General features: G+C 63.9%; 22 protein-coding genes. 15 read left to right on the top strand and 7 right to left on the bottom strand.

Features of this window, described 5'->3' with window-relative positions; genetic code table 11:
• Positions 1-71 precede the first annotated feature (71 nt).
• Complete coding sequence (locus tag ACTJKX_RS17250; RefSeq protein ID WP_440725988.1) at positions 72-896, bottom strand: DeoR/GlpR family DNA-binding transcription regulator; 825 nt, start codon at positions 894-896, stop codon at positions 72-74.
• Positions 897-1,102: 206 nt separating this feature from the next.
• On the opposite strand from ACTJKX_RS17250, the gene ACTJKX_RS17245 reads away from it, so the two are divergent.
• The 6 genes from ACTJKX_RS17245 (at position 1,103) to ACTJKX_RS17220 (ending at position 8,211) form a co-directional block, all read left to right on the top strand.
• On the top strand, positions 1,103-1,801 hold the full coding sequence (locus tag ACTJKX_RS17245) for a CerR family C-terminal domain-containing protein (RefSeq protein ID WP_440725987.1): 699 nt from the start codon (positions 1,103-1,105) through the stop codon (positions 1,799-1,801).
• On the top strand, positions 1,798-2,823 hold the full coding sequence (gene hlyD, locus ACTJKX_RS17240) for a secretion protein HlyD (RefSeq protein WP_394309394.1): 1,026 nt from the start codon (positions 1,798-1,800) through the stop codon (positions 2,821-2,823). Before ACTJKX_RS17245 ends, hlyD begins: the two co-directional genes overlap by 4 nt.
• Positions 2,824-2,836: 13 nt before the next feature.
• Positions 2,837-4,579 carry an ATP-binding cassette domain-containing protein gene (locus ACTJKX_RS17235; RefSeq protein ID WP_440725986.1) on the top strand — a complete coding sequence of 581 codons (1,743 nt, stop codon included), beginning with the start codon at positions 2,837-2,839 and terminating at the stop codon, positions 4,577-4,579.
• Positions 4,576-5,763 carry an ABC transporter permease gene (locus ACTJKX_RS17230; RefSeq protein WP_311938939.1) on the top strand — a complete coding sequence of 396 codons (1,188 nt, stop codon included), beginning with the start codon at positions 4,576-4,578 and terminating at the stop codon, positions 5,761-5,763. The genes ACTJKX_RS17235 and ACTJKX_RS17230 overlap by 4 nt, the downstream gene beginning before the upstream one ends.
• Position 5,764: 1 nt before the next feature.
• Positions 5,765-6,877, top strand: coding sequence for an ABC transporter permease (locus ACTJKX_RS17225; protein ID WP_440725985.1), 1,113 nt, complete (start codon positions 5,765-5,767; stop codon positions 6,875-6,877).
• A 152-nt stretch (positions 6,878-7,029) separates the two neighbouring features.
• Positions 7,030-8,211 (top strand): mandelate racemase/muconate lactonizing enzyme family protein, encoded by a 1,182-nt coding sequence (locus ACTJKX_RS17220; protein ID WP_440725984.1) that lies wholly within the window; start codon positions 7,030-7,032, stop codon positions 8,209-8,211.
• A gap of 12 nt (positions 8,212-8,223) precedes the next feature.
• Here the strand turns inward: ACTJKX_RS17220 and ACTJKX_RS17215 are convergent, their stop codons facing one another.
• Genes ACTJKX_RS17215 through ACTJKX_RS17200 form a run of 4 tightly spaced genes read right to left on the bottom strand, consistent with a single transcriptional unit; the run spans position 8,224 to position 12,185 of the window.
• On the bottom strand, positions 8,224-9,354 hold the full coding sequence (locus tag ACTJKX_RS17215) for a DmpA family aminopeptidase (RefSeq protein ID WP_440725983.1): 1,131 nt from the start codon (positions 9,352-9,354) through the stop codon (positions 8,224-8,226).
• A gap of 5 nt (positions 9,355-9,359) precedes the next feature.
• Positions 9,360-10,190, bottom strand: a complete 831-nt coding sequence (locus ACTJKX_RS17210; protein ID WP_367622501.1) for an ABC transporter permease — start codon at positions 10,188-10,190, stop codon at positions 9,360-9,362.
• Positions 10,187-11,092 carry an ABC transporter permease gene (locus ACTJKX_RS17205; protein WP_440725982.1) on the bottom strand — a complete coding sequence of 302 codons (906 nt, stop codon included), beginning with the start codon at positions 11,090-11,092 and terminating at the stop codon, positions 10,187-10,189. Before ACTJKX_RS17205 ends, ACTJKX_RS17210 begins: the two co-directional genes overlap by 4 nt.
• 1 nt (position 11,093) lies before the next feature.
• Complete coding sequence (locus ACTJKX_RS17200) at positions 11,094-12,185, bottom strand: ABC transporter ATP-binding protein (protein WP_440725981.1); 1,092 nt, start codon at positions 12,183-12,185, stop codon at positions 11,094-11,096.
• A 168-nt stretch (positions 12,186-12,353) separates the two neighbouring features.
• On the opposite strand from ACTJKX_RS17200, the gene ACTJKX_RS17195 reads away from it, so the two are divergent.
• The gene (locus ACTJKX_RS17195) at positions 12,354-13,430 is read left to right on the top strand and encodes a polyamine ABC transporter substrate-binding protein (protein WP_440725980.1); all 1,077 of its coding nucleotides are present in this window, start codon (positions 12,354-12,356) and stop codon (positions 13,428-13,430) included.
• A 28-nt stretch (positions 13,431-13,458) separates the two neighbouring features.
• Positions 13,459-14,313, top strand: coding sequence for a MurR/RpiR family transcriptional regulator (locus ACTJKX_RS17190; RefSeq protein ID WP_440725979.1), 855 nt, complete (start codon positions 13,459-13,461; stop codon positions 14,311-14,313).
• Positions 14,314-14,452: 139 nt separating this feature from the next.
• Here ACTJKX_RS17190 and parE read toward each other — a convergent pair whose 3' ends face one another.
• A complete protein-coding gene (gene parE / locus ACTJKX_RS17185; RefSeq protein ID WP_394309375.1) occupies positions 14,453-16,552 on the bottom strand; it encodes a DNA topoisomerase IV subunit B in 2,100 nt (699 codons plus the stop codon).
• 335 nt (positions 16,553-16,887) lie between these two features.
• Here parE and ACTJKX_RS17180 point away from each other — a divergent pair, with 335 nt between their 5' ends.
• The 4 genes from ACTJKX_RS17180 (at position 16,888) to ACTJKX_RS17165 (ending at position 19,797) form a co-directional block, all read left to right on the top strand.
• Positions 16,888-17,790, top strand: a complete 903-nt coding sequence (locus ACTJKX_RS17180; protein ID WP_440725978.1) for a cell envelope integrity EipB family protein — start codon at positions 16,888-16,890, stop codon at positions 17,788-17,790.
• 94 nt (positions 17,791-17,884) lie between these two features.
• Positions 17,885-18,697, top strand: coding sequence for a phosphatase PAP2 family protein (locus tag ACTJKX_RS17175; RefSeq protein WP_440725977.1), 813 nt, complete (start codon positions 17,885-17,887; stop codon positions 18,695-18,697).
• Positions 18,698-18,710: 13 nt separating this feature from the next.
• Complete coding sequence (locus tag ACTJKX_RS17170; protein WP_415087182.1) at positions 18,711-19,460, top strand: glycosyltransferase family 2 protein; 750 nt, start codon at positions 18,711-18,713, stop codon at positions 19,458-19,460.
• Entirely contained in the window at positions 19,450-19,797 is a 348-nt protein-coding gene (locus ACTJKX_RS17165; protein WP_068295489.1) for a lipid-A-disaccharide synthase N-terminal domain-containing protein, read from the top strand. Before ACTJKX_RS17170 ends, ACTJKX_RS17165 begins: the two co-directional genes overlap by 11 nt.
• A gap of 261 nt (positions 19,798-20,058) precedes the next feature.
• On the opposite strand, the gene metC is transcribed toward ACTJKX_RS17165, so the two are convergent.
• Positions 20,059-21,249 (bottom strand): cystathionine beta-lyase, encoded by a 1,191-nt coding sequence (metC, locus tag ACTJKX_RS17160; RefSeq protein WP_440725976.1) that lies wholly within the window; start codon positions 21,247-21,249, stop codon positions 20,059-20,061.
• Between the two features lie 727 nt (positions 21,250-21,976).
• Between metC and ACTJKX_RS17155 the strand changes: the two genes are divergently transcribed.
• The 3 genes from ACTJKX_RS17155 (at position 21,977) to ACTJKX_RS17145 (ending at position 25,241) form a co-directional block, all read left to right on the top strand.
• The gene (locus ACTJKX_RS17155; protein WP_311940406.1) at positions 21,977-22,990 is read left to right on the top strand and encodes an amino acid ABC transporter substrate-binding protein; all 1,014 of its coding nucleotides are present in this window, start codon (positions 21,977-21,979) and stop codon (positions 22,988-22,990) included.
• Between the two features lie 110 nt (positions 22,991-23,100).
• The gene (locus ACTJKX_RS17150) at positions 23,101-24,114 is read left to right on the top strand and encodes an amino acid ABC transporter substrate-binding protein (RefSeq protein ID WP_311940404.1); all 1,014 of its coding nucleotides are present in this window, start codon (positions 23,101-23,103) and stop codon (positions 24,112-24,114) included.
• Between the two features lie 113 nt (positions 24,115-24,227).
• Complete coding sequence (locus ACTJKX_RS17145; protein ID WP_440725975.1) at positions 24,228-25,241, top strand: amino acid ABC transporter substrate-binding protein; 1,014 nt, start codon at positions 24,228-24,230, stop codon at positions 25,239-25,241.
• Positions 25,242-25,343 lie beyond the last annotated feature (102 nt).

Raw genomic sequence — 25,343 nt, 5'->3', positions numbered from 1 at the left:
TCGATGTTCAAAGCCACGGCATCGGCGCCGCCGTCACGTCGCGGTCATGGGCTGCGAGGCGACGCTGACCGCTACAATTCGAGAGGGGCTTCCTGCGCGTCCGCGACGGCGACACGGGTTTCCACGCCGCTGCGGTGTACCCTGTCGCGAAAGGGGGCGGGAATGTCGTCACTGACCAGGATGTCGACATCCTCGAGGGAGCCGAGCCTGACCAGCGCACGCTTGCCGAATTTCGTGCTGTCCACGGCCAGGATGGTGCGCTCGGTCTGCGCCAGGGCGGCGGTAACGGCCGAGACCTCGGCCAGGTCGTCGTCGCAGATGTCGCCGGCCTGGTCGATGCCGCTGACCGAGATCACGGCAAAGTCGAACTTGAAGCGGCGGATATAGTCAGCCGTATCCTCCCGGAAAACGCCACCATCCACCGGCCGCACGGAGCCGCCGGGAATCGCCAGGGCGAAACTGGAATTCTCGCTGAAGATGGTGGCCACCCGCAGGCTATAGGTGACGATCCGCAGGTCTCGCCGCTGCAGCAGCGCATAGGCGACCGCTTCGCAGGTCGTTCCGGTGTCCATGAAGACGGCGGCCCCGTCCGGAATAGCCTGGGCGACGAGAGCTGCCACCTGGGCCTTCTGCGAGGCGTTTTCGATGCGCCGCTGGCGGCGGGTGACGGCATCCACCGGTGTGGCGATCGTGGCCCCGCCATGCAGGCGGCGCACCTGGCCGGTGGCTTCCAGCGCGACGATGTCGCGACGGGCTGTCTGGGTCGTCACGGCAAAACGTTCGGCGATTTCCTCGATCGAGAGGTAATGGCTGCGCTCGAGCAGCCGCAGCAGTTCGGCTTGCCGGTTCGATTTCTTGGTGCCGTCACCCTGCGCATATTCGTCGAGTTGCGTCATCTGGCCTGCTTCGTTTCGCCTTGGGTTGCCAATGTCCATCCCCGTGGAAATGTTTCAAGGAAAATGTCGCCAGCAATACCCTGGGACCTCGGTGTGGCTGGCCTACGCCAGACTTGACCTCGCCAGCCCGTCATTCGGGGTGTTATCTTCCAATTGTATAATTCAATCGATTGATTGAAATGCAAATTTCGTCTATGGGTTGCGTCATGGTCAAGAAACAATCTCCTCCTCCGGCCTCGAACGGCCGAGGCGATGCAACCCGTGAGAAGCTGCTCGATGCGTCGATCGGCGTGTTCGGCCGTTATGGCTTCGACGGTGCTTCGACCCGCATGCTGGCGGATGCCGCCGGCGTCAATCTGCAGGCGATCACCTACTATTTCGGCTCCAAGGAAGGGCTCTATGTCGCCACCGCGGACCATATTGCCAACCTGATTTCATCCCATGTCGGCGGTTTGGGCGGGCATATCCGGGCTCGCCTTGCCGAAGCCGCGCGCGGGGGAGGCGCCATCGACCGGCAGGAAGCACAGGCCTTCCTGACCGAGTTGACCCAAACCATGGCGACCCTGTTCATCGGACCGATATCCGAGCCGCTGGCGCGTTTCCTCATTCGCGAGCAGATGGAACCGACGGAGGCTTTCGAGCGTATCTTTGCACAGGTGATGAAGCCCATGCTCGAGGCCGCGAGCCTGCTGGTGGGCATCATCCTCGGCGAGGAGGGGACTTCCCGCCATGTCAGGCTGCGCACCCTTTCCCTGCTCGGCGGCCTGATGGTCTTCCGCGTCGCGCATGCGGCCGTGAAACGTCATCTCGCCTGGGACACCATTGGCGCCGACGAGGTCGAAACCGTACGGCGCCATGCCGGCGAACTCGTTGCCGCGCTGGTTGCGGAAGGAGGCCGCTCATGAAGAAAGCTGCCATTCCCGTCGTCCTGCTCGCAATCGCCGGTGCCGGGTTCGCCGGCTGGTGGTTCGATCTGCCCCAGCGCATGGGCTGGGTCGAACGCACCGGGAAGGAACTGGTGCTCTATGGCAATGTCGACATCCGCCAAGTGCAGCTCGGTTTTCGCGTCAGCGGCAGACTTGCCGAGACTCTGGTGGACGAGGGCGATAGCGTGAAGGCCGGCGATACGCTCGCTCGCCTGGACGTCAGGCCGTATCAGGACCTGGTCGAGGTGGCGCAGGCCCAGGCGGCCAGCCAGCGCGCCACGCTCGCCAAGCTGGAGGCCGGTCCCCGCGCTGCCGAGATCGCACAGGCCAAGGCCGTACTCGCCGAACGCCAGGCCGATCTCATCAATGCCGAACAAAGCTACACCCGGTCCTTCCAGCTTCGGCCGAGCGGCACCGTTTCCCAGGGCGGTCTCGACCAGGCGGTCGCCGCGCGTGATGCGGCACAAGCCCGGGTCGACGCGGCCAAGGAAGCCCTGACCCTGCTGGAGTTGGGCACGCGCGCTGAGGATATCGCGGCTGCCAAGGCCAGCCTGGAGGCAGCGGAGGCCAATCTCGCCTCTGCCCGGACGACCACCGCCGATACGATCCTGGTTGCCCCCGCCGATGGCGTCATCCTCTCGCGCGTCCACGAGAAGGGAGCGATCCTGGCGCCCAACGACATCGCTTTCGTGCTGTCGCTCACCAAACCCGTTTGGATCCGGGCCTTCATCGCCGAAACCGATCTCGGGCGCGTCCATACCGGTACGATGGTGGAAGTGCGCTCGGATACCGATCCGGCCAAGCGCTACAAGGGACGCGTGGGGTTCATCTCACCGGTCGCCGAATTCACGCCGAAGACGGTGGAGACGCCGGAACTGCGCACCGATCTGGTCTATCGCCTGCGCATCGTGGTCGACGAGCCCGACAATGCGCTCCTGCAGGGCATGCCGGTGACGGTGCGCCTCGCCGATACGGCCGCCGAGCCGGGCGGCAAGCCCTGAAAGGCTAGGGATCATGACCGACGCGGTCGTCCAGATTTGCGGTGTCAGCAAGCGCTTCGGCGAGGCGATCCAGGCGCTCGACGGCATCGAGGCTTCGATCCGGCCGGGCGAGATCACCGGGCTTGTCGGCCCCGACGGTGCCGGCAAGACCACGCTGATCCGCCTGATGACGGGCCTGATGCTGCCCGATCAGGGAAGCCTGCGGGTGCTCGGCTTCGACACCGCCCGCGATGCGGCCTCGATCCAGGCGGCGATCGGCTACATGCCCCAGCGCTTCGGTCTCTATGAGGACCTCTCGGTGCAGGAGAATCTCGATCTCTACGCCGATCTGCGCGGGCTGCCGAAAACGGAACGCGCCGCCACCTTCGATGAACTCCTCACCTTCACCGATCTGGCCTCCTTCACCACGCGCCTGGCGGGACGGCTATCCGGCGGCATGAAGCAGAAGCTCGGCCTCGCCTGCGCGCTTCTCAAGAAGCCGCGCCTGCTGTTGCTCGACGAGCCCGGAGTCGGCGTCGACCCGATTTCGCGGCGGGACCTGTGGAAGATGGTGGAGGACCTGACCCATGAGGGCATCGGCGTCGTCTGGTCCACCGCCTATCTCGACGAGGCCCAGGCCTGCGACCGCGTGCTCTTGCTGAATCGGGGCAAGCTGCTGTTTACCGGCGTGCCCTCCGAACTTACCGGCAAGGTCGAAGGCCGGGTGTTCCGTCTCGGCGATATCGAGGGCCGCCGCCGTCCGGCGCTGTCGCGGGCGCTCGCCGTGCCGGGGGTCGTCGACGGCGTCATTCAGGGCCAGGCCATCCGGCTGGTGACCGGGCAGGAGGCAGGCCTTGCCGAGGAGGCGGCGCGCGCCGCGGGTGCCCGCGCAAAGCCGCAGCCGATACAGCCGCGCTTCGAGGATGCCTTCGTCGACCTGCTCGGCGGCGGCCCCGGCGGACGCTCGCTCCTTGCCGAGGCGACGCGGGCGCTGCCCGTCGAGGAAGGCCAGCCCGTGATCGAGGCGCGGGGGTTGACCAAGCATTTTGGCGATTTCGCCGCCGCACAGGACATTTCCTTCGAGATCCCACGCGGCCAGATCTTCGGGCTCCTGGGACCGAACGGTGCCGGCAAGTCCACCACCTTCAAGATGCTGTGCGGCTTGCTCAAGCCCACCGGTGGCGAGGGGCGCGTCGCCGGCTTCGACCTCAGGCGCGACTCGGCCGAGGCCCGCAATCGCCTGGGCTACATGGCCCAGAAATTCTCGCTCTATGGCGATCTCAGCGTGGCGCAGAATCTCGCCTTCTTTGCCGGCGTCTATGGCCTGACCGGCGCGCGCAAACGCGAGCGCATCGAACTGATGACCGAGATCTTCGATTTCGGAGGGCGCCGGAGCATGTCCGCCAAGGATCTGCCGCTCGGCCTCAAACAGCGCCTGGCGCTCGCCTGCGCCGTCATGCATGAGCCCGAAGCGCTTTTCCTCGACGAGCCGACATCAGGTGTCGATCCGATCACGCGGCGCGAATTCTGGACCCATATCAATGCGCTGGTCGAAAAGGGCGTGACCGTGCTGGTCACCACCCATTTCATGGATGAGGCCGAATATTGCGACCGGATTTCGCTGATCTATCGCGGGCGTTCGATCGCGCTGGGTTCGCCTGACGAACTCAAGGCACGGGTGGCCGATGCCGGCAATCCCGATCCGACCATGGAGGATGCCTTCGTCGCGCTCGTGCAGGGTTCGGAGGCCAAGGGTTCGGAGGCCAAGGCGGCATGAGCGAGCACGGACCAGGGCGCTCTACGGCGGCGGGGGAAACCGCGCAGCCATCCGTCGCGGCGGACCGCTCCGCCCGGCTGCTGCGCTTCGCCGCCCTGGTTCGCAAGGAAAGCTATCAGATCGTCCGCGATCCCAGCTCCATCCTGATCGCCTTCGTGTTGCCCCTGATTCTGCTCTTCCTCTTCGGCTATGGCGTGTCGCTCGACGCCACCCGCACCCGGGTGGGGCTGGTGGTCGAGGATCCGTCGCCTTTGACCCGTGACATTGCCGCGAGTTTCCAGGCCTCCGGCTATTTCGAGGTCGAGCAGGGGCATGACCGGCGCGACTTCGAGGAGGCGCTGATCCTCGGCCGGATCAAGGGTATCATCGTCATTCCCTCGACTTTTGCCGCCGATTTCGCCTCCGCCACCGGGCCAGCGATCCAGGTCCTCGTCGACGGCTCCGATCCGAACAATGCGAATTTCGTGCAGAACTATGCCCGCGGCGTCATCGCCAGCTGGGCGGCGATCCGGGGCGGCGAGCGCGGCGTCGGCCGGCCGGCGATCGAGGTGGAACAGCGCTTCTGGTTCAACCCCGAGCTGACCAGCCGAAACTTCCTGGTTCCCGGCTCCATCGCCATCGTCATGGCGCTGATCGGCACGCTGTTGACCTCGCTGGTGGTGGCCCGCGAATGGGAGCGCGGCACCATGGAGGCGATGATGGCGACGCCGGTCAGCGCCGCTGAATTGCTGGCCGGCAAGCTCATACCCTATTTTCTGCTCGGCCTGACTTCGATGACCCTGTGCGTGCTGGTGGCGGTCCTGCTGTTCGGCGTGCCGTTCCGGGGCTCACTGCTGGCGCTCTATGCCCTGTCGGCGAGCTTCCTGATCCCGGCGCTTGGACAAGGGCTCCTGATCTCGGCCGCCACCAAGAACCAGTTCCTGGCTTCGCAACTCGCCTTGATCTCGGCCTTCCTGCCGGCCTTCCTGCTGTCGGGCTTCCTGTTCGAGATCAATTCGATGCCTCAGGTAATCCAGTGGATCACCTTGATCCTGCCCGTGCGCTATCTGATTCCCAGCCTGCAATCGGTGTTCCTGGCCGGAGACATCTGGCCGATGTTTCTCAAGGCCATCGCGGTGATGCTGTTCATCGGCTTCGTCTTCTTCCTGGCTGCGGCCCGCAGCACCCGCAAGAGGATCGGCTGAGATGGCCTGGATTCGCCTCAAGGCCCTGATCATCAAGGAGTTGCTGGGGATTTTGCGCGATCCCAAGAGCCGCATCATCCTGGTGGTGCCGCCCATTCTCCAGCTCCTGGTGTTTTCTTTCGCCGCCACGCTGGAGGTGAAGAATGTCGATGTTCTCGTGCTCAACCGCGACAATGGCGCCTGGAGCCAGGAGCTCATCTGGCGCGTCGAAGGCTCGCCCACCTTCCGTTCCGTCCGCCGCACGCAGGATCCGGGAGAACTGCGCACCGCCATCGACAGGCAGGAGGTCATCGCCGCCATCGAGATCGGCCCGACCTTCTCGCGCGACATCGAGGCGCGCCGGCCGGCCGATCTCGGCCTCGTCCTGGATGGCCGCAAGTCCAATGCCTCCCAGATCGTGGCGGGCTATCTCAACCAGATCGCCGCCGGCCTCGGCGCCGATACCGCCCTCGGCAAAGCGGCCGGAGGGCAGGCCATCGACGTGGTCGCGCGCAACTGGTTCAACTCGAACCTGATCTTCCAATGGTTCATGGTGCCCAATCTGGTGGCGGCCATCGCGCTCCTGATCGGGCTGATCGTCACGGCCTTGTCGATCGCGCGCGAGCGGGAACTCGGCACCTTCGATCAGCTCATGGTCTCGCCGTTGCGGACGCATGAAATCATGTTGGGCAAGGTGCTGCCGCCCATGCTGATCGGCACCTTCCATCTGACCGTCTACATCGTGGCCGCCGTCCTGATCTTCGGGGTGCCACTACGCGGCTCCCTGCTGCTGCTCTACGGCAGCGCGGTCTTCTATCTCCTCGCCGTGGCCGGCATCGGCCTGTTCATCTCGGCCCTGTCGACCACCCAGCAGCAGGCCATTCTCGGGGCCTTCCTCTTTCTGGTGCCGGCCATGCTGCTGTCCGGCTTCGCCACGCCGATCGAGAACATGCCGGCCTGGCTGCAGCCGATCACGGTGATCAACCCGCTGCGCTATTTCCTGGTGATCGTGAAGGGCGTGTTCCTGCGCGACCTGCCTTTCGACGCCGTGCTCGCCAACACTTGGCCGATGGCAGTCATCGCGGCCGTTTCGCTGGCGGCGGCCAGCTGGCTGTTCCGGCGCCGATTGGAATAGGTGCATGGAGCGCGGACATCCTGTCCGCCTCTTTCTTCTGATAAGGCGGCGTTTCCAAGAGCGGACTGGAAGTCCGCGCTCCCAGGGTACTTGCCAATCCTCCTCATCCCCGCCACAGCTTACCTCTCCCAGCCCGCCAGGACCCCCATCCCATGAAGATCACCGCCATCCGTGCCACGCCGATCAACCTGCCGATCGAGGCGCCGTATTGGTGGTCCTTTGGCTGGCTGCCGGGATCCTCGCGCTGCGTCGTCGAGGTGGAGACGGACGAAGGCATCACCGGGCTCGGCGAAGCCGCCTCCTGGCAGGCCTGCGCCATCGTCGAGCGGATGACGCCGGCCCTGATCGGGCGCGATGCCCATGACGTCGCCGGCGCCGAACTCGCCAGCCTGCCGAGTTGGCGCGGCGTGACCTCCAATGTCGACTTCGCCTCGATCCGGGCCTTCGCCGCCATCGAGACGGCGCTGTGGGACATCAAGGGCAAGGCGGCGAGCCGCCCGCTCTACGACCTGCTCGGCGGGGCCGTGCGCAAGAAGATCGCCTTCGCCGACTATTTCGGCTTTCGCCAGGCCAGAAACGGCAAGGGCGGCGAACTCACGCCGGAGGCCGTGGCGGACTATTGCGTTGGCCTGAAGGAGCGGTTCGGCACCACCATCTTCGAGGGCAAGCTCTGCACCCGCGATCCCGAGCCGAGCATCGAGGCGCTCAGGCTGATGCGCCGGCAGCTCGGACCCGATGCGATCATCCGCATCGATTCCAACATGGCCTATTCGGTGACGGAGGCCAAACGCATCGCCAGCCGCATCGAGGATCTCGACATCCGCAACTGGGAGGAGCCCTGCGCCACCTTCGAGGAGATGGCGAGCCTGCGCCGGCACACCGCCATTCCCTTCTCGGGGCACAATGTCGATATCCAGAAGGCAGTGGCGCTCGGCGTGCCCGATGCCATCGTCACCGACGTCAACGTGCATGGCGGCATCGGCCGCACCGTGCGCTTCATCGGCGCCTGCGAGGCGATGGGCATCGATTTCTGGTGCTACAGCGCCAATACCGGCATCGGCAGCGCCGTCTATCTGCATCTGAGCGCTGCCTTCTCCCATCTGCGCGAGCCCAGCCAGTCGCTGTTTCGCATGCAGCCTTACGACGTGGTGGAGGAGGGGGTCTTCGCGCCGGTCGACAATCTCGTCGCCGTACCGGAAGGACCCGGCCTCGGCGTCACCCTGTCGAAGGACAAGCTCGCCTTCTGTCACAGGCTGTTCCTGGAGGAGGGGCCTTACAGCCAGCATCACGACCCGGAAGAGCCGGGTCGCTACAAGCGGTTGCCCTTGCGCTGAAAGTGCAAGCCCTCACGCCACCCGACCATAGCGCCGCATCAGCTCCATCAGGAGCGGGTGCGGCAGGGCCTTGATCAGGAAACGATCATAGGGCGTGCCGCCGGCATCCTCGGCGGCGAGCATGGCGTTGACCACGGCCTCCTCGACGCTGTCGACCACGGCGAGATAGGCCGGATCGAGCCGTTCGTCGTTAAGGATCTCGATGCCGAAACGCGACGGGGCACGGTGCAGCATGGGTCTGGCGTTGGCGGTGGAGAAGGCCAGGAAGATGTCGCCGGAATTGTTGCCGCCGGGCGTGCCGTTACGGCCGATGCCGATGGCAGCCCGGCGTGCCAGGCGCTGGAGCTGGTGCGGGGCAAGCGGCAGGTCGGTGGCGATGATGACGATGATCGAGCCGCGCTCCTGCATTTGGCTCTGCGGCGTGCCGTCGCGAAGATGCTCGCCCACCGGCACGCCGCGAATGGTCAGCCAATCGCGCTGGCCGTGATTGGCCTGCACCAGCGTGCCGATGGTATAGGCGGTGCCGTCATAGTCGACGATGCGTGAGGCCGTGCCGGTGCCGCCCTTGAAGCCATAGGTGATCATGCCGGTGCCGCCGCCGCAATTGCCTTCGCGGACCGGGCCGCCGGCGGCGCTGTCCAGGGCGGCGCGGACATCGGCTTCGGACACGGCAAGGGCGTTGATATCGTTCAACACCCCGTCATAGGTCTCGGCGATGACGGGCATGATCCAGAGGAAATCGTCGGTGTCATAGGTCGAGGCATAGCGCTCGAGCATCCATTTCACCGTGGCGTGATGCGCCATGCCGATGGCGTGGGTGTTGCTGATCACGACTGGCCCGATGAAGCTGCCGCCATCCTCGATCCAATGCGTGCCGGTCATCTCGCCATTGCCGTTGAAGCGGTGCACGCCGGCGTAAACAGGCACCGGCGTCGGCGAGGAGGCATGCGGCAGGATGGCGGTGACGCCCGTGCGCAAAGGCCGCTTGCGACCAGGGCGGGGACTGTCTTCCAGGATCGTGGTGAAGCCGACGGCCACGCCTTCGACATCGGTGATGGCATTGTGTGGCCCTGTCCTGCCGGAGAAAGGCAGGCCAAGGTCGCGGGCACGGGGCTTGCGCCCGGGAGGATTGGCTTGTGTCATGCTGGTCAATTCTGGCGGGAGCGGAGGTAGAGGCCGAGCGAGGCGACCACGAAGGAGAAGGCGAGCATCATCACGGCGATCGCGTTGATCTCCGGCTTGATGCCGCGGCGAAGCATGGCGAAGATGAACATCGGCAAGGTGGTGACGTCGACGCCGGCGATGAAATAGGTGATCACCAGATCGTCCATCGAGATGATGAAGGCGAGCAACGCCCCCCCGACGATGCCGGGCAGAAGCTGCGGAAACACCACCTTGCGGAAGGTCGTCCATTCATTGGCGCCGAGATCGGCCGAAGCGTGCTCCAGCGTGCGGTCCATGCCGGCGAGCCGGGCCGAGACGACGATGAAGACATAGGAGATCAGGAAGGTGCACTGGCCGATGATGATCGTCTTCAGCCCGAGCTCGATGCCGGCATTGACGAAGAAGATCAAGAGGGCGATGCCGAGCACGATGTCCGGCATCAGCATGGGCATGAACAGCGAGGCTCGATAGAAGCGGGCACCGAAGAAGGCATAGCGGTGCAGGGCGATGGCGAGCGCCGTGCCGAAGATGGTGGCGATCGCCGTGGTCGCCCCGGCGATGACGAGGCTGTTCCTGACGGCACGCAGGAGCTGGTCGGTCGATTCGATATAAAGGGCGCTCTCCGAGATCGCGGTCTTGAAACCAAGGACCTGGGCGTACCACTCGGTGGTGAAGCCGCTCCAGGTCATCATGTTCACCGGATTGGCGTTGAACGAATAGACCGCGATGACCGCGAGAGGCACATAGATGAAGGCGAAGAACAGGGCCGTATAGGCGACGAGGCCGCCACGGGCGAGGAAGCGGACGGCTTTCATGCCTTGCCTCCCTGGATCGCCGCCGCGGGGCGGCGGCTGGAGGCGAAGACATAGACGATCAGCAGCACGAGCATCACGCTCATCACCATCATGGCCAGCGCTGAGCCGAAGGGCCAGTTGCGGGCGGAGAGGAATTGCTGCTCGATCAGGTTGCCGAGCATCATCACCTTGGCGCCGCCGAGAATGGCCGGCACCACGAAATTGCCGAGCGCCGGGATGAAGACGATGATGGCGCCGCCGGCGATGCCGGGTGCGGTCAAAGGCAGGATGATGCGCAGGAAGGTGCGGACCGGTCCGGCGCCGAGATCGAGCGAGGCGCGCACCAGCGTCCAGTCGAGCTTTTCGACGCTGGCATAGACCGGCATGAACATGAAGGGGATGTAGACATAGACCATGCCTAAGATGATGGCGCCGTCGGTGTAGATCAGATCGAGCGGACGGGCGATCAGTCCACTCGACAGCAGCGCCTCGTTGACCAGGCCGGTCTGGCGCAGGATCAGCACCCAGACGAACAGGCGCACGATCAGGCTGGTGAAGAAGGGCAGGGTGATCAGGAAGAGACAGAAATTCTTCCAGCGCGCCGGCAGGCCGGCGATGCAGAAGGCAGCCGGATAGCACACGGTCAAGGCGGTCAGCACCGTGAAGGCGGCGATCTTCAGGGAGCGCAGGAAGATCGCGATGTAGATCGGATCGAATTCCTCGAAGGCCGGATCGGCAAAGCCGAGGATGCGCCCGAAATTATGCGGATAGAAGCTCCATTCCACCCCGCCATAGAGGCCCGGGGCGAGGAAACTGGTGACCATCATGATGGCAAGCGGCACCAGGAAGAAGAGCGCGAGGAAAACGCTGACAGGACCGAGCAGCAGGGAAAGTTCGACGCGGCGGCGGCTGGCGATGGACATGTCAGGCGCTCGCGCTCGGCTCGATGAGATGGACGGCGTCGGGATCGTAGGAGATCCGCGCCCGGCGGCTTTGCTCGATGGCTCCGACGGCCTCGCGGCGCGTGGCAGGCACTTCGACCACAATCGGCCTGCCCTGTACCGTATGCCCGAACAATTCGAAGGACGAGCCGACGAAGACGATCTGCCTGAGCTCGATATCGAGGCCGGGAAGACTGGCGGCATTGTCAGCCAGGAGGAACTGCTCGGGGCGGATCAGTGCGGTGGCGTTGCCGGATGCCGGCGTCCGCACCGTGCGATGGCGGATCGTCGTGCCGTCTTCCGTCACCAGTTCATCACCCCGGACCTCGCCCTCGAACAGGTTGCTGGCGCCCACGAAGGTAGCGACGAAAACATTGGCGGGGTGGTCGTAGACGTTGCGCGGCGTGTCGAGTTGCTGGATGCGGCCGCCTGAAAGCACGGCCACGCGATCGGACATGGTCAGGGCTTCCTGCTGGTCGTGGGTCACGAAGATGAAGGAGATGCCGAGCTCGTGCTGCAGCGTCTTGAGCTCGATCTGCATGGCCTGGCGCAGATTCTTGTCGAGCGCCGACAAGGGTTCGTCCAGAAGGACGAGCTTGGGCCGGGCGATGATGGCCCGGGCGAGGGCGACGCGCTGCTGCTGGCCGCCGGATAGCTGGCGCGGCCGCCGGCTTTCGGTGCCGTCCAGGCCGACCATGCGCAATGCGGCGGTGACGCGCTGCAGGCGCTCGGCCTTGCCGACGCCGGCGATTTCGAGGGCATAGCCGGTGTTCTCGCCCACCGTCATATGCGGGAAGAGGGCGTAGTTCTGGAAGACGGTATTGACGGGGCGGCGATAGGGCGGGCGCTCGGTCATGTCCTCCCCGTCGATGAGGATCCTTCCCGAATCGAGCTCGACGAAACCGCTGATGGCGTGAAGCAGCGTGGTCTTGCCGCAGCCGGAGGGCCCCAGAAGCGTCAGGAACTCATTGCGGCGCACATCGAGATCGATCGCGTCCAGTGCCGTCACGCTGCGCCCTTCCGGGGTGGGGAAGGCCTTGGCCGCTCCCACCAGCCGGACGATCTGGTCCTGCATCTGTCTTCCCTCGGAATGTTATCAAAATAACTCTTGTTATGTTAAGATATTTGGATACCATTTATCGGGTGAAGTCAACGGCCGACAGAAGCCGTGGCCTGCAAAGCGCGAAGGAAAATCGGACCCTGGAGGTTCGTGCCGGGCGCAAGTCACCAGAGGAGAATTTCGATGACCAAGACCATTGATGCGGCCGCTCGAGGCCGGACGAAGCGGCGCGCCTGGTGCGCAGGCCTGGCCCTGTCGATGGCGGCGCTGCTGGCGGCGGGCAGCGCCCGGGCGGAGGAGCTCAACGTCTATAATTGGGGCGAATACATCAATCCGGCAGTGCTGAAGAAGTTCGAGGAAGAGACCAAGATCAAGGTCAATCTCTCCACCTACTCTTCCAACGAAGAGATGCTCGCCAAGATCCAGGGCGGGGCGACGGGCTACGACATCGTCTTTCCGTCGGTCCACATGCAGGACATCATGGACAAGCTCGGTCTCCTCGAGAAGACCGATATCGACACCTATGAGGGTTTCAAGAATATCGAGCCCAGCTTCCTCAGGGCCAAGAGCGATCCGAAGGGCGAATATTGCCTGCCCTATGCCTTCGGTTCGGTCGGCATACTCTATAATCGCAAGGTGCTGGGCAAGGATGTCACCGGTTGGAAGGATCTGCTCGCCACCGTGAAGGCGAAGGGCCTGAAATTCACCCTGCTCGACGACATGCGCGAGGTGCTCGCGGTCGGACTGATCCTCAACGGCCACAAGGTCAACTCGACCGATCCGGCCGAACTGCAGCAGGCGGCCGAGACCATGATCGCCATGAAGCCGCAGGTTGCCGCCTTCACCTATGACGCACGCCCGATGGTGGGGGCGGGCGATGTCGCTGCGGCGCATTTCTTCATCGGCGCGATGATCGACGTCTTCGGCAACCCCAAGGATCTCGGCTTCGTGATCCCGGAGGAGGGGGCCACCATGTATCAGGAGGATATCTGCGTCCTCAAATCGGCGCCGAACAAGCAGAACGCCATCAAGTTCCTGCAATTCTACACCCGGCCCGAGATTGCGGCCCTGAACGTCTCGCAGCAGACCAACGGCACGCCCAATCTGCCGGCCCGGCAATTGACCCCCGACAACATCAAGAATAGCAAGGAGATCAATCCGCCGCAGGAAACCATGCAGAGGCTGCAGATCTTCCAGGATCTCGGCCCCGGCATTCGCCAGCTGGACCGCGTCTGGACCAAGGTCAAGACGGCCCAGTGAGGCCGACGGCACGCCCTGGGGAGGTGATGTGGCGCAACGTATCCTGAAGCTCCTGCAAGACGAGGCATTGCGGCGGTCGAAGTCCGACAAGCTGATCGCCAATTATCTCGAACGGAACATCGCCGATCTTCCGTTCGAGACTGCCAAGTCGATTGCCGAACGCCTTGAGCTGTCGCCGATGACGGTGGGGCGTTTTCTCCGGCGCATGGGCTTCGACGGTCTCGACCAGCTCAAGCGTGAATTGCGGCGCGGCAGCTCCAATCCGGCCTGGCAGGTGAAGGGACCGGTCGACCGGCTGCGCGAAGATATCAGCGGCGGCAAGCTGCTGGCCGGCCTGATCCAGCAGCAGATCGACAATCTCGGCCAGATCTACGGGCTGACGACCTCGGCCGAATGGCAACAGACCATCGAGGCCCTGGTCGGCGCAAGCGAGGTCTATGTCGCCGCCTATCAGAATGTGCGGGGCATCGCCCAATATTTCGCCAGCCAGCTCTCCTACACGCGGCCGCGCGTGCAATTCGTTGACGGGCTGAACGGCACCTATGCCGAACTGCTCGACGGCTCGGTGAGCGGCAGGCTGCTCTTCCTGCATGACGTCCGCCGCTTCGCCTCCAAGGCGCGGCCCCTGGCGATCGAGGCGCGCCGCGCCGGCGTGAAGGTGGTGATGATCACCGACGAATTCTGCCCCTGGGGCGCGGAAGTCTCCGATATCTGCCTGGTGGTGCCGGGATCCCACGGCCCGCTCTGGGACGGGGCGGCGACGATCACGGCCGTGCTCGACCTGATGCTGAGCAATGTCATCGTCGTGCTGGGCGAGGAGGTCAGCGAGCGTGTCGAACAACTGACGCGGCTCCAGGACATCTTCGGCGATTTCGAGACCTGAGCCTCGACGCGGCGAATGCCCGGGTGCGCGGACGTTTCACCCGTTCCTGGACCGCTTCGTTTGCAGAGAAAGGCGGACGAGACGTCCGCGCACCCGGAGAAGTGCTCCCCTGTCGGGAGCACGCCAATGCCACTCGGTCTCAGATATCGACCAGTTCGCCGGCGAAGGCCGCCTGTTCCTGGATGAAGGCGAAACGGGCTTCGGGCTTGTTGCCCATCAGCCGTTCCACCGAGCTGGAGGTTTCAGCGCGCTCCTCGTCAACCACCATCACCTTGAGAAGCGTGCGCTTCTTGGGGTCCATGGTGGTTTCCTTCAACTGCGCCGGCATCATCTCGCCCAGGCCCTTGAAGCGGCCGATCTCGATCTTCTGATTGGGCTTGAAGGCCGATTTCACCAGCTCGTCCTTATGGGCATCGTCGCGCGCATAGAGCGATTTGGTACCCTGCGTCAGGCGGTAAAGCGGCGGGGCGGCGAGATAAAGGTGCCCGCGCTCGATCAGGCGCGGCATCTGGCGCCAGAAGAAGGTGATCAGCAGCGAAGCGATATGGGCGCCGTCGACGTCGGCGTCCGTCATGATGATGATCTTCTCGTAGCGCAGATCATCGTCGCGATATTGCGTGCCCATGCCGCAGCCGAGCGCCTGCCCCAGATCTTGCAATTGCTGGTTCTGGGCGAGCTTGTCCTTGCCGGCATTGGCGACGTTGAGGATCTTGCCGCGCAAGGGGAGCACCGCCTGGTTGGCGCGGTCACGCGCCTGCTTGGCGGAGCCGCCGGCGGAATCACCTTCGACGATAAATAATTCAGAGCCTTGCGCGGCATTGTTCGAGCAATCCGCGAGCTTGCCGGGCAGGCGCAGCTTGCGCGTGGCGGTCTTGCGGGCCACGTCCTTCTCGGCCCGGCGGCGCAGGCGCTCCTCGGCCCTTTCGACCACGAAGTCGAGCAGCTTGGCGGCCTGGGAGGGCATCGAGGCCAGCCAATGGTCGAAGGCATCCTTCAAGGCCTGCTCGACGATGCGGCTGGCTTCCGTGGTCACCAGCTTGGCCTTGGTCTGGGACGAGAATTCCGGCTCGCGGATGAACACCGAGAGCATGGCGGCCGTGCAGGCCATCACGTCTTCGGTGGTGAGCTGGTTGGCGCGCTTGTTGCCGATCCGCTCGGCATGATCCTTCAGGCCGCGCAGCAGGGCGATGCGCAGGCCCGCCTCATGGGTACCGCCTTCGCGGGTGGGCACGGTGTTGCAATAGGAGGAGACATAGCCTTCGTCCTCGGCGAACCAGCCGATGGCCCATTCCACCGAACCGTGTCCCTCCGGCTTGGGCACGCGGCCGGAGAACATCTGCTCGGTGACGAGTTCGAGGCCCTCGCTGGCCGAGCGCAGATAGTCTTCCAGGCCACGCGGGAATTTGAAGCTCTCCTCGGCCGGTACGTCGCTGTGGCCGGCCAGCAGTTCCGGCGCGCATTTCCAGCGGATCTCGACGCCGCGAAAGAGATAGGCCTTGGAGCGCGCCATCTTGAACAGGCGCATGGGATCGAAGGCGATGCCGTGCTTGAAGATCTCGATGTCCGGCTTGAAGCGCACGCGGGTGCCGCGGCGATTGGGGGCAGCACCGATATGCTCGACCGGGCCGAGCGGCACGCCGCGGGCAAAACGCTGGCGGTGAAGTTCGCGCCCCCGCGCCACCTCCACCTCCATGAGCTCCGACAGGGCGGTCACCGCAGTGACGCCGATGCCGTGGAGGCCGCCGGAGGTCTGGTAGGCGTCTGAGTTGAACTTGCCGCCCGAATGCGGCCTGGTCATCACGACCTGCAGGGTCGACTCGTCCGGAAATTGGGGATGGGGCTCGACCGGGATACCGCGCCCATTGTCGGTGATCGAGACGAAGCCATCGGCGGTGAGCTCGACATCGATGAAGGTGGCATGGCCGGCCACAGCTTCGTCCATCGAGTTGTCGATCACCTCGGCGAAGAGATGGTGCAGGCCGTCGCCTTCCGGCCCTGTCGAGCCGATATACATGCCGGGGCGCATGCGAATGGCTTCGATGCCCTCGAGCACGCGGATGGAGGAAGCGCCATAGCCGTCCTCGCCGCCTTTCGCCGCGGCGGGCTTGGGGGCAAGGCCCGCTTTCAAGGCGGCCGCGATCGACTGGGTCGAGGGGCGCTTCGTATTCTCAGCCTTGTCGGTGCTCGTCTTGGATTGGGCGGGCTTGTCGCTCCCGAACAGATCGGAGGTATCACTCATGCAGTCGGTATCTCGCACAATGCGTTTCGCTGAGCGGGTTATCCCTGATCGAATCGCAGGTTCGATCAGGGATAACCCGCAAGATTTCGGACATTTGCAGAGTTGGTGCGCTTCACTNGTGAAGCGCACCAACTCTGCTTGGCGATTCGCAGTTCGGCTCATTATGGCATGTTCGTATCGCGGCCGCGAACGGATCGTAAACGGTGTTGTTGATGAATGTGGAATGGCACAATCTTTGGGCCTAATTCCGTCATGATTGGCAGGCTCTTTGAGCATTGTGGCATCAGGGCATGCCACTTATGGTAATGCCGATTTTTGAAACGGAAATTTGCTTCATGCGGATGACACTTCCGGTCCATCCAAGGATCGTGCTTCTGCCGGCCGTGCTCTTCCTGGCTGTGCCGGGGATGGCCCTGGCGCAGGACAGCGTTGCACCCCAGAAGGCGGCGGCAAGCGCTGCGATCCCCGCGGCGGCGACCGTTCCCTTCGTCGCGCACCGGGCCGTCTACGACCTCAATCTCGACCGCCGCAAGGACCAGTCGAGCGTCGACAGCATGCGCGGGCGCATCGTGTATGATTTTTCGGGCAATGCCTGCAGCGGCTATGCGCTCAATTTCCGGCAGGTCACCGAAATCGGCCTGAGCGGCGGCGGCGTCAACACCTCGGATCTGCGCTCCACCACGTTCGAGGATGAGAAGGGGCGCAATTTCCGCTTCAATTCCCAGAATTTCACCAACCAGAAGCTGGATGGCAGCGTCGATGGCCAGGCCAACCGGGCCGAGAGCGGCACGGTCGGCGTCGCGCTGAAGAAGCCCAAATCCACCAAATTCGATCTGTCCGACCGGGTTCTCTTCCCTACGGGCCAGATGAAGGCGATCGTCTTGGCGGCGCGGGCCGGCGAGCATGTGTTCGAGAGCCAGGTCTATGATGGATCGGATGGCGGCCAGAAGATCTACAACACCCTCGCGGTGATCGGTGCCAAGATCGGCCCCGACAAGCCGCGCGAAGGCGTCGAGGCCAAGGCCAAGCAACTCGATGGCGTCGATCGCTGGCCCGTGACGATTTCCTATTTCGACCCGACCAAGAAAGCCGTCGGCGAGGAGACCCCCGTCTATACCATGTCCTTCGAGCTCTATGCCGATGGCATTTCAGGCAGCCTGACCCTGGATTATGGCGATTTCCGCCTGAAGGGAACGATGGTGTCGCTCGATTTCCTGCCGCAGACGGAATGCAAGTGAGTGGCATGATGCGGTGGGCTGGCCTTCGGGACGGCGCCGGCCGCGCCAAGCTCGTGCCTTCGCCCGATGGCGCTGTAGAGACCGGCCACGCGTCATGAGAAATGCCATTCGTCAATGGTCGCATACGCAGAATTGGCGCGCGCTCGGCCAGCGGCTGCGGGCACCGGCGCGCCTGCCGGCACGGCCGCTGTTCGGACGGGTGGCGACGCCCGCCGCCATCGCCTTTGGCAGCGTGCTCGTCATCGCCCTGATGGTGCTCGCCGATCCGGCTTCCCTGCACATCCTGCCCGAATGGCCACATCTTGTGGTGCGGCTGGCGCGTTTCGTCACCTATCTCGGTGATTCCGGCCTTTATCTCATTCCGCTCGGCGTGGCACTTGTCCTGCTCGCCGTGGTCGATCTGGAGTTGCCGCCACGGCTCGATGCCGCCCTGCGCCAGCTCTGGCTGCAGCTTGCCTTTGCCTTCGTCGCCATCGCGGGAACAGGGCTTGCCGTCAATGTCATCAAGCGCGCGATCGGCCGAGTCAGGCCGCTGCATGTCGAGGCGGGCGCAAGCTGGAGTTTCGAGCCCTTTTCCTGGCGCGCTGCCAATGCCAGCTTCCCCTCCGGCCATGCCACCACGGCCTGGACGGTGGCTGCGGTGATCATCCTGCTCTGCGGGGCGCGCTGGCGTCCCTGGCTGTTCGTGCTGGGCGGGCTGGTCTGCCTCAGCCGGGTGATCCTCGGTGCCCATTATCCCGCCGATGTGGTCGCCGGCGCCCTGTTCGGCTGGTTCGCCACCTTCTGGTTCGCCGACTTTCTGGGTCGTCGGGGGCTTGTTTTCCGGCAAAACCGCGATGGTGCTCTTGCGTTGCGGGGGCAAGACGCGGCAAAGACGCTGATCGAGGCGTGGCGAGCGCGCCGCTGAGGTTCGACTCTTCATGTCATCACAAGACAATGCGCCTGAGATCAGCGTCATCGTTCCGGTCCGCAACGAAGCCGGCAATGTCGAGCCGCTGATCCGGGAAATCGCCGCGGCCCTGGCTGGGCGCAGTTTCGAGATCGTCTATGTCGACGACGGCTCGAGCGATGCGACTCCGACGGAGCTGGAGAGGCTGAAGGGCGAACTGCCCTACCTGCGCAGCCTGCGCCACGAGGCATCCTGCGGCCAGTCCTGCGCCGTGCGCACGGGTATTCGCCATGCGCGGGGCCGCCTGATGGTCACCATCGATGGCGACGGCCAGAACAACCCGGCCTATATCCCCGCCCTCGTCGACGCCCTGATCGCCGGCGGCGCCGCGACCGGCATGGTCGCGGGGCAACGGCTCGGCCGCAAGGACACCGGCTTCAAGCGCTGGCAGTCGCGTACCGCCAACAAGGTTCGCGCTTCTGTCCTCAAGGACGGCACGCGCGACACCGGCTGTGGCCTCAAGGCCATCCGCCGCGACGTCTATCTGGCCCTGCCTTATTTCGATGCGCTGCATCGCTTCATGCCGGCCCTGGTCAAGCGCGAAGGCTTCGAGGTCGGCCATGTCGATGTGGTCGACCGGCCCCGGCTGACCGGCGTTTCCAACTACGGTTTCTTCGACAGGCTGTGGGTCGGCATTCTCGATCTCGTCGGCGTATGGTGGCTGATCCGCCGGCGCAAGCGCGTGCCTGATGTCAGCGGAGGGGGACAGAATGCTGATTGAGTTGTCGAATGCCCTCGGCGGCTATCTCCACAATGTCTTCTACACCAATTTCGACTTCTGGCTGATCCTCGGCCTGTTCGCCCAGGCGCTGTTCACCGCCCGCTTCGTCATCCAGTGGTGGGTGAGCGAGCGGGCTGGCAAGAGCGTCATCCCCTTCAGTTTCTGGATCCTGTCGATCGGCGGCGGCGGCCTGCTCTTCCTCTATGCCCTGGTCAGGGCCGACCTCGTCTATATCATCGGCCAGGGCTCGGGCCTTGCGATCTATATCCGCAACGTCTCGCTGGTGCTGAAGGAAAAGCGGGAAGCGAGGGAGCAGGGACAGGGCGCCTCGAGTTAGGACGGAGGCTGCGGTGGTGGCTGGCCCCCGTTATTGGTTCCAGAACATCGTTGCCGAAGTCAAAAAAGCACCAGAGCCGCAATGCAGCTCACTTAAGCATCTATGTGGTTGCTCGACCTTTGTCATTGCCGGGCTTGACCCGGCAATCGAGTGCGGAAGCCAGTGTTGCGCGTGCGGATTCCGGATTGCCGGGTCAAGCCCGGCTGTGACAATTCGGAGCGTTTCCTTCTTGAATGAATCGCATTGCAGCAGGCCTGCGTCCTATCCCCTCGCCGCCCTGAAGCGGGCCAGGCCCGCGTCGAGATCGCCGATCAGGTCGGCGACGTCCTCCAGGCCGATATGCAGGCGCACGCAGGGGCCGCCCGGATCCCAGCTGGTGGCGCTGCGATAGGTCTTGCAGTCGAAGGGGAGGGCGAGGCTCTCATAGCCACCCCAGGAATAGCCGAGCCCGAAGAATTTCAGATCGTCCAGGAAGGCGCTGATGGCCTCCATCGGCGCCGATTGGAGCACGATGGAGAACAGGCCGGATGAGCCCTTGAAATCGCGCTTCCAGATGGCATGGCCCGGATCACCCTCCAGCGCAGGATGCAGGACGCGCTGCACCTCGGGGCGCTTGGCCAGCCATTTGGCTACCCTGAGCGCGCTTTCCTGATGCTGGCGCAGGCGCACGCCCATGGTGCGCAGCCCGCGCATCGCCAGATAGATGTCGTCGGGCGCGACGCATTGGCCTGAATCGCCGTGGAAGCCCTTCAGCGCCGGCCAGGCCTTGCGCGAGGCCGAGACCACGCCGAACATCGCGTCGGAATGGCCGACGATATATTTGGTGCCGGCCTGGATCGAAAGGTCGATGCCATGGCCGAAGGCGTCGAAGAACAGCGGCGTGGCCCAGGTATTGTCGAGCAGTACGGTGGCACCGTGCCGGTGCGCGACCTCGGCGATCGCAGGCACGTCCTGCATCTCGAAGCTCTGCGATCCCGGGGCTTCCAGATAGACCGCCTTCGTATTCGGGCGGATGAGCGTTTCGATGCCGGCGCCGATCAGCGGATCATAATAGGTCGTCTCGATGCCGAAACGGCCGAGCACCTTGTCGCAAAGCTGCCGGGTGGGCTGATAGGTGGAATCGACCATCAGCAAATGGTCACCGGCCGAGAGGCAGGAGAGAAGGGCGGTCGAGACAGCTGATAGCCCCGAGGGACACAGCACCACACCGGCGCTGCCGTCGAGCGTCTTCAGCGCTTCTTCCAGGGCGTCACTGGTCGGATTGCCGCGGCGGCCGTAGCTGTAGCGCGGCGTGTGGTTGATGAGATCCTTCGTCGTCGGAGCGAGAACGGTGGAGCCGTGATAGACGGGCGGGTTGACGAAGCCGTGATATTCGGATGGTTCACGCCCGCCGATGACCAGACGCGTATTTTCACCGAAGGTCGCGATCTCGTCCTTGCTGATCTTCTTCATGATAGATTCGATTGGGTCCTGAAACGGTTACATTCGTCCCCGGCCGCCCCTGCGTCAATCTCGAAGGCCGCGACATCTTCCACAGGCCAGTTTTGTGAATATTCGCCCGCTTTTCGCGAATTCCGCTTGACGTGGGCGGCCAAAGCGCTTGCAATCGGCGGCAAGGCACAGGTCGTAACCGGCGAGAACAAGCTGGGCGCTTTTGCCGCGGGACAGATCGATACGGGGGACCTTGCAATGACCGCTTCAGCATGCACGGCCGGCAGGTCGTTCCTCATCTCCGGCGAGGCATGTCCGGATCGTTGAGCTCGTCATCATACCTCCTCGACGGAACGCCCGTTCCTCCCGGCCATTGACCGGGAACGCTCGAAACATCCATTCGCGAACGCAGGAAGAGGTGGCGGCAGTTCAAAAAAATCACGACGTTCAACAGTCTGGCGATGGTTTCAGGCCTCGCCCTGTCGTCGATAACAAAGATGTGGTTCAAAATGCGTTCCGTCTAAGCGTGTTTTGTCCTAAAGCGTTGAGGGATTTGGCGGATACGCCGAAGATCGCCACGACGCGTCGAAACAAGAAACCAGAGTCAGAGGGCGCTCGCGACAGAACGCGCTTTGAGCTTTGGAAACGTCAAACATGCCCGGTGGGGCGGCCCGGTTCTGACGCCGCGGCCAGCCGTCCAAGGGCCTTCTCGTTACACTGACAACGAAGCGAACAGGGGCCTCCATCCATGAGAAAGACACTTCTTACCGCGGTAGCCGGTGCGGCGCTGGCGTTGAGTGGGGTCGGCGCACACGCCGATACGCTCGATACCATCAAGCAGCGCGGCCAGGTGATCTGCGGCGTCAACACCGGACTGCCGGGCTTCGCCGCCCCCAATGAGAAGGGCGAATGGACCGGCCTCGACGTCGACTATTGCCGCGCAATCGCCGCAGCCGTGCTGGGCGACGCTACCAAGGCCAAATTCGTGCCGGTCTCCACCAAGGACCGCTTCACCGCGCTGCAGTCCGGCGAGATCGACGTGCTCAACCGCAACTCGACCTGGACGCTCGGCCGCGACACCGCCGGCATGCTCTTCGCCGGCGTGAATTTCTATGACGGCCAAGGCTTCCTGGTGAAGAAGTCACTCGGCGTCAAATCGGCGACCGAACTCTCGGGAGCCTCGATCTGCGCCCAGCAGGGTTCGACCGGCCAGCTCACGATCTCCGACTACATGCGGACCCACAATCTGCCCTACAACATCGTCAGCTTCGATACGCCGGAAGAAGCGGCAAGGGCCTATGAGGGCGGGCGCTGCGACGTCAACACCGACGACGCCTCCGGCCTCTATGCGGTGCGCGTCAAGATGGCCAATCCCGACGACCATGTCGTGCTTCCCGAAATCATCTCGAAGGAGCCCCTGGCCGCGGCCGTGCGCCAGGGCGACGATAAATGGTACAACGTGGTCAAATGGGTGCACTACGCCATGCTTTCGGCTGAAGAGGCCGGCGTGACCCAGGCCAATGTCGACGAGATGGTCAAGTCCGACAAGCCGGACATCAAGCGCCTGCTCGGCACCGAGGGTGACTTCGGCAAGCAGCTCGGCCTCGACAATCAGTGGGCCTACCGGATCGTCAAGCAGGTCGGCAATTACGGTGAAAGCTTCGACCGCAATCTCGGCCCCAAGACCGTGCTGAAGATAGATCGCGGCCTCAACAATCTGTGGACCAAGGGGGGCCTGCAATACGCCCCGCCGATCCGTTGAGAATTGCGGAATAAGTCCTGAGGGACCGTTGCGGAGCGGAATTCGGGTGGCGACTGACTGTGCTGCTCCGGCCCCGCTCCAAGCCAGCCACTGACGAAGGGATTTCATTCATGAAGAAGCAATTTTCTCTGGCGATTGCAGGTGCGTTTGTCGCCCTGGGTGTTGCGGCCGCGAATGCCGGGACGCTCGATACTGTCAAGCAGCGCGGCCAGCTCGTCTGCGGTTCGAATGCGGGCCTTGCCGGCTTCGGCATCCCCAACGAGCAAGGCAAATGGGCGGGCTTCGACGTCGACTATTGCCGCGCTCTCGCGGCCGCCGTGTTGGGAGACGCCGAGAAGACCAAATATGTGCCGCTCTCGGCAAAGGACCGCTTCACGGCGCTGCAGTCCTCCGAAATCGACGTGCTGCCGCGTAACACGACCTGGACCCTGTCGCGCGAGACCGGCGGTTTTCTGTTCGCCGCCACCAATTACTATGACGGCCAGGCCTTCATGGTGAAGAAGTCGCTCGGCGTGGCGTCGGCCAAGGACCTCGACGGAGCCACGATCTGCGTGCAGCAGGGCACGACCCAGGAGCTGAATCTCTCCGACTATTTCCGGAGCCTCGGCAAGAAGTACCAGATCCTGACGGTTGCCACGATCGGCGAGGCGCAGAACGCCTATGAAGGCGGTCGTTGCGATGCCTTCACGTCGGATTCGTCTCAGCTCTACGGCGTGCGCCTCGCCCTCAAGAATCCGGACGAGCATGTCGTGCTGCCCGAAATCATCTCCAAGGAGCCGCTGGCGATCGCGGTGCGCCAGGGCGACGACCAGTGGTTCAACATCGCCAAATGGGTCTATTATGCGCTGGTCCAGGCCGAGGAATCCGGCGTGACCCAGGCCAATGTCGACGAGATGCTCAAGTCGGACAAGCCGGACATCAAGCGCCTGCTCGGCACCGAGGGTGATTTCGGCAAGCAGCTCGGCCTCGACAATCAGTGGGCCTATCGCGCGATCAAGCAGGTCGGCAATTACGGCGAGATCTTCGACCGCAATCTCGGCTCCCAATCCAAGCTGAAGATCGAGCGCGGCCTCAACGCCTTGTGGACCAACAAGGGCCTGCAATACGCCCCGCCGATCCGTTGAGATCGCCAAGACCAGCCCCGGAGGTTTGCCTCCGGGGCTGGCACGCAGACAGGGCGGCAGGGCACTTCGGCGGGGGCGCTGTCGGGCCGGGCCGAGATCGAAGGGGGACATTGATGAGGCAACAACTCTGCGCGGCGACCGTTGGCTTCTTCGCTGCCTTGAGTGTTTCCATGGCAGATGCGGCAACGCTCGATACCATCAAGCAGCGCGGCCAGTTGATCTGCGGCGCCCATCAGGGGCTGGCGGGCTTCAGCATCCCCAATGAACAGGGCAAATGGGCAGGCTTCGACGTCGATTACTGCCGGGCCCTCGCTGCGGCCGTGCTGGGCGATGCCGACAAGACCAAATTCGTGCCTTTCTCCGCCAAGGATCGTTTCACCGCGCTGCAAGCCTCGGAGATCGATGTCCTGCCGCGCAACACCACCTGGACCTTGACGCGTGAGACCGGTGGCTTCCTGTTCGCCGCCACCAATTACTATGATGGCCAGGGCTTCATGGTGAAGAAGTCGCTGGGCGTGAAATCGACGAAGGAACTGGATGGCGCAACCGTCTGCGTCCAGCAGGGCACCTCGCACGAGCTCAACCTCTCCGACTATTTCCGCAGCATCGGCAAGCCCTACCAGATCCTGACGCTGGCCACGATCGGCGAGGCGCAGAATGCCTATGAGTCCGGCCGCTGCGACACCTTCACCACCGATGCCTCCGGGCTTTATGGCGTGCGCCTGGCCCTCAAGAATCCCGACGAGCATGTCGTGCTGCCCGAGATCATTTCGAAGGAACCGCTCGGCATCGCCGTGCGCCAGGGCGACGATCAATGGTTCAACGTGGTCAAATGGGTCTATTTTGCCCTGGTCCAGGCCGAGGAATCCGGCGTGACCCAGGCCAATGTCGACGACATGCTGAAGTCCGACAAGCCGGACATCAAGCGCCTGCTCGGTAGCGAGGGGGATTTCGGCAAGCAACTCGGCCTCGACAATCAATGGGCCTATCGCATCATCAAGCAGGTCGGCAATTATGGCGAGGTGTTCGACCGCAATCTCGGCTCGAAGTCACCGCTCAAGATCGAGCGCGGGCTCAATGCCCTATGGACCGACAAGGGCCTGCAATATTCACCGCCCATTCGTTGAGGGCGCACGGCCCCGGCAAGATGCATTCCGTATTTGCCGGGTGGTTTTTCAAAGCGTCGTGCGATCGGGCGGGGGGCAGTCAAAATCGCAAGGACGCTCCAG

Source organism: Labrys sp. 22185 (assembly GCF_052045555.1).
GTDB lineage: Bacteria > Pseudomonadota > Alphaproteobacteria > Rhizobiales > Labraceae > Labrys > Labrys neptuniae.
This window is presented reverse-complemented; position numbering and strand designations above follow the sequence as displayed.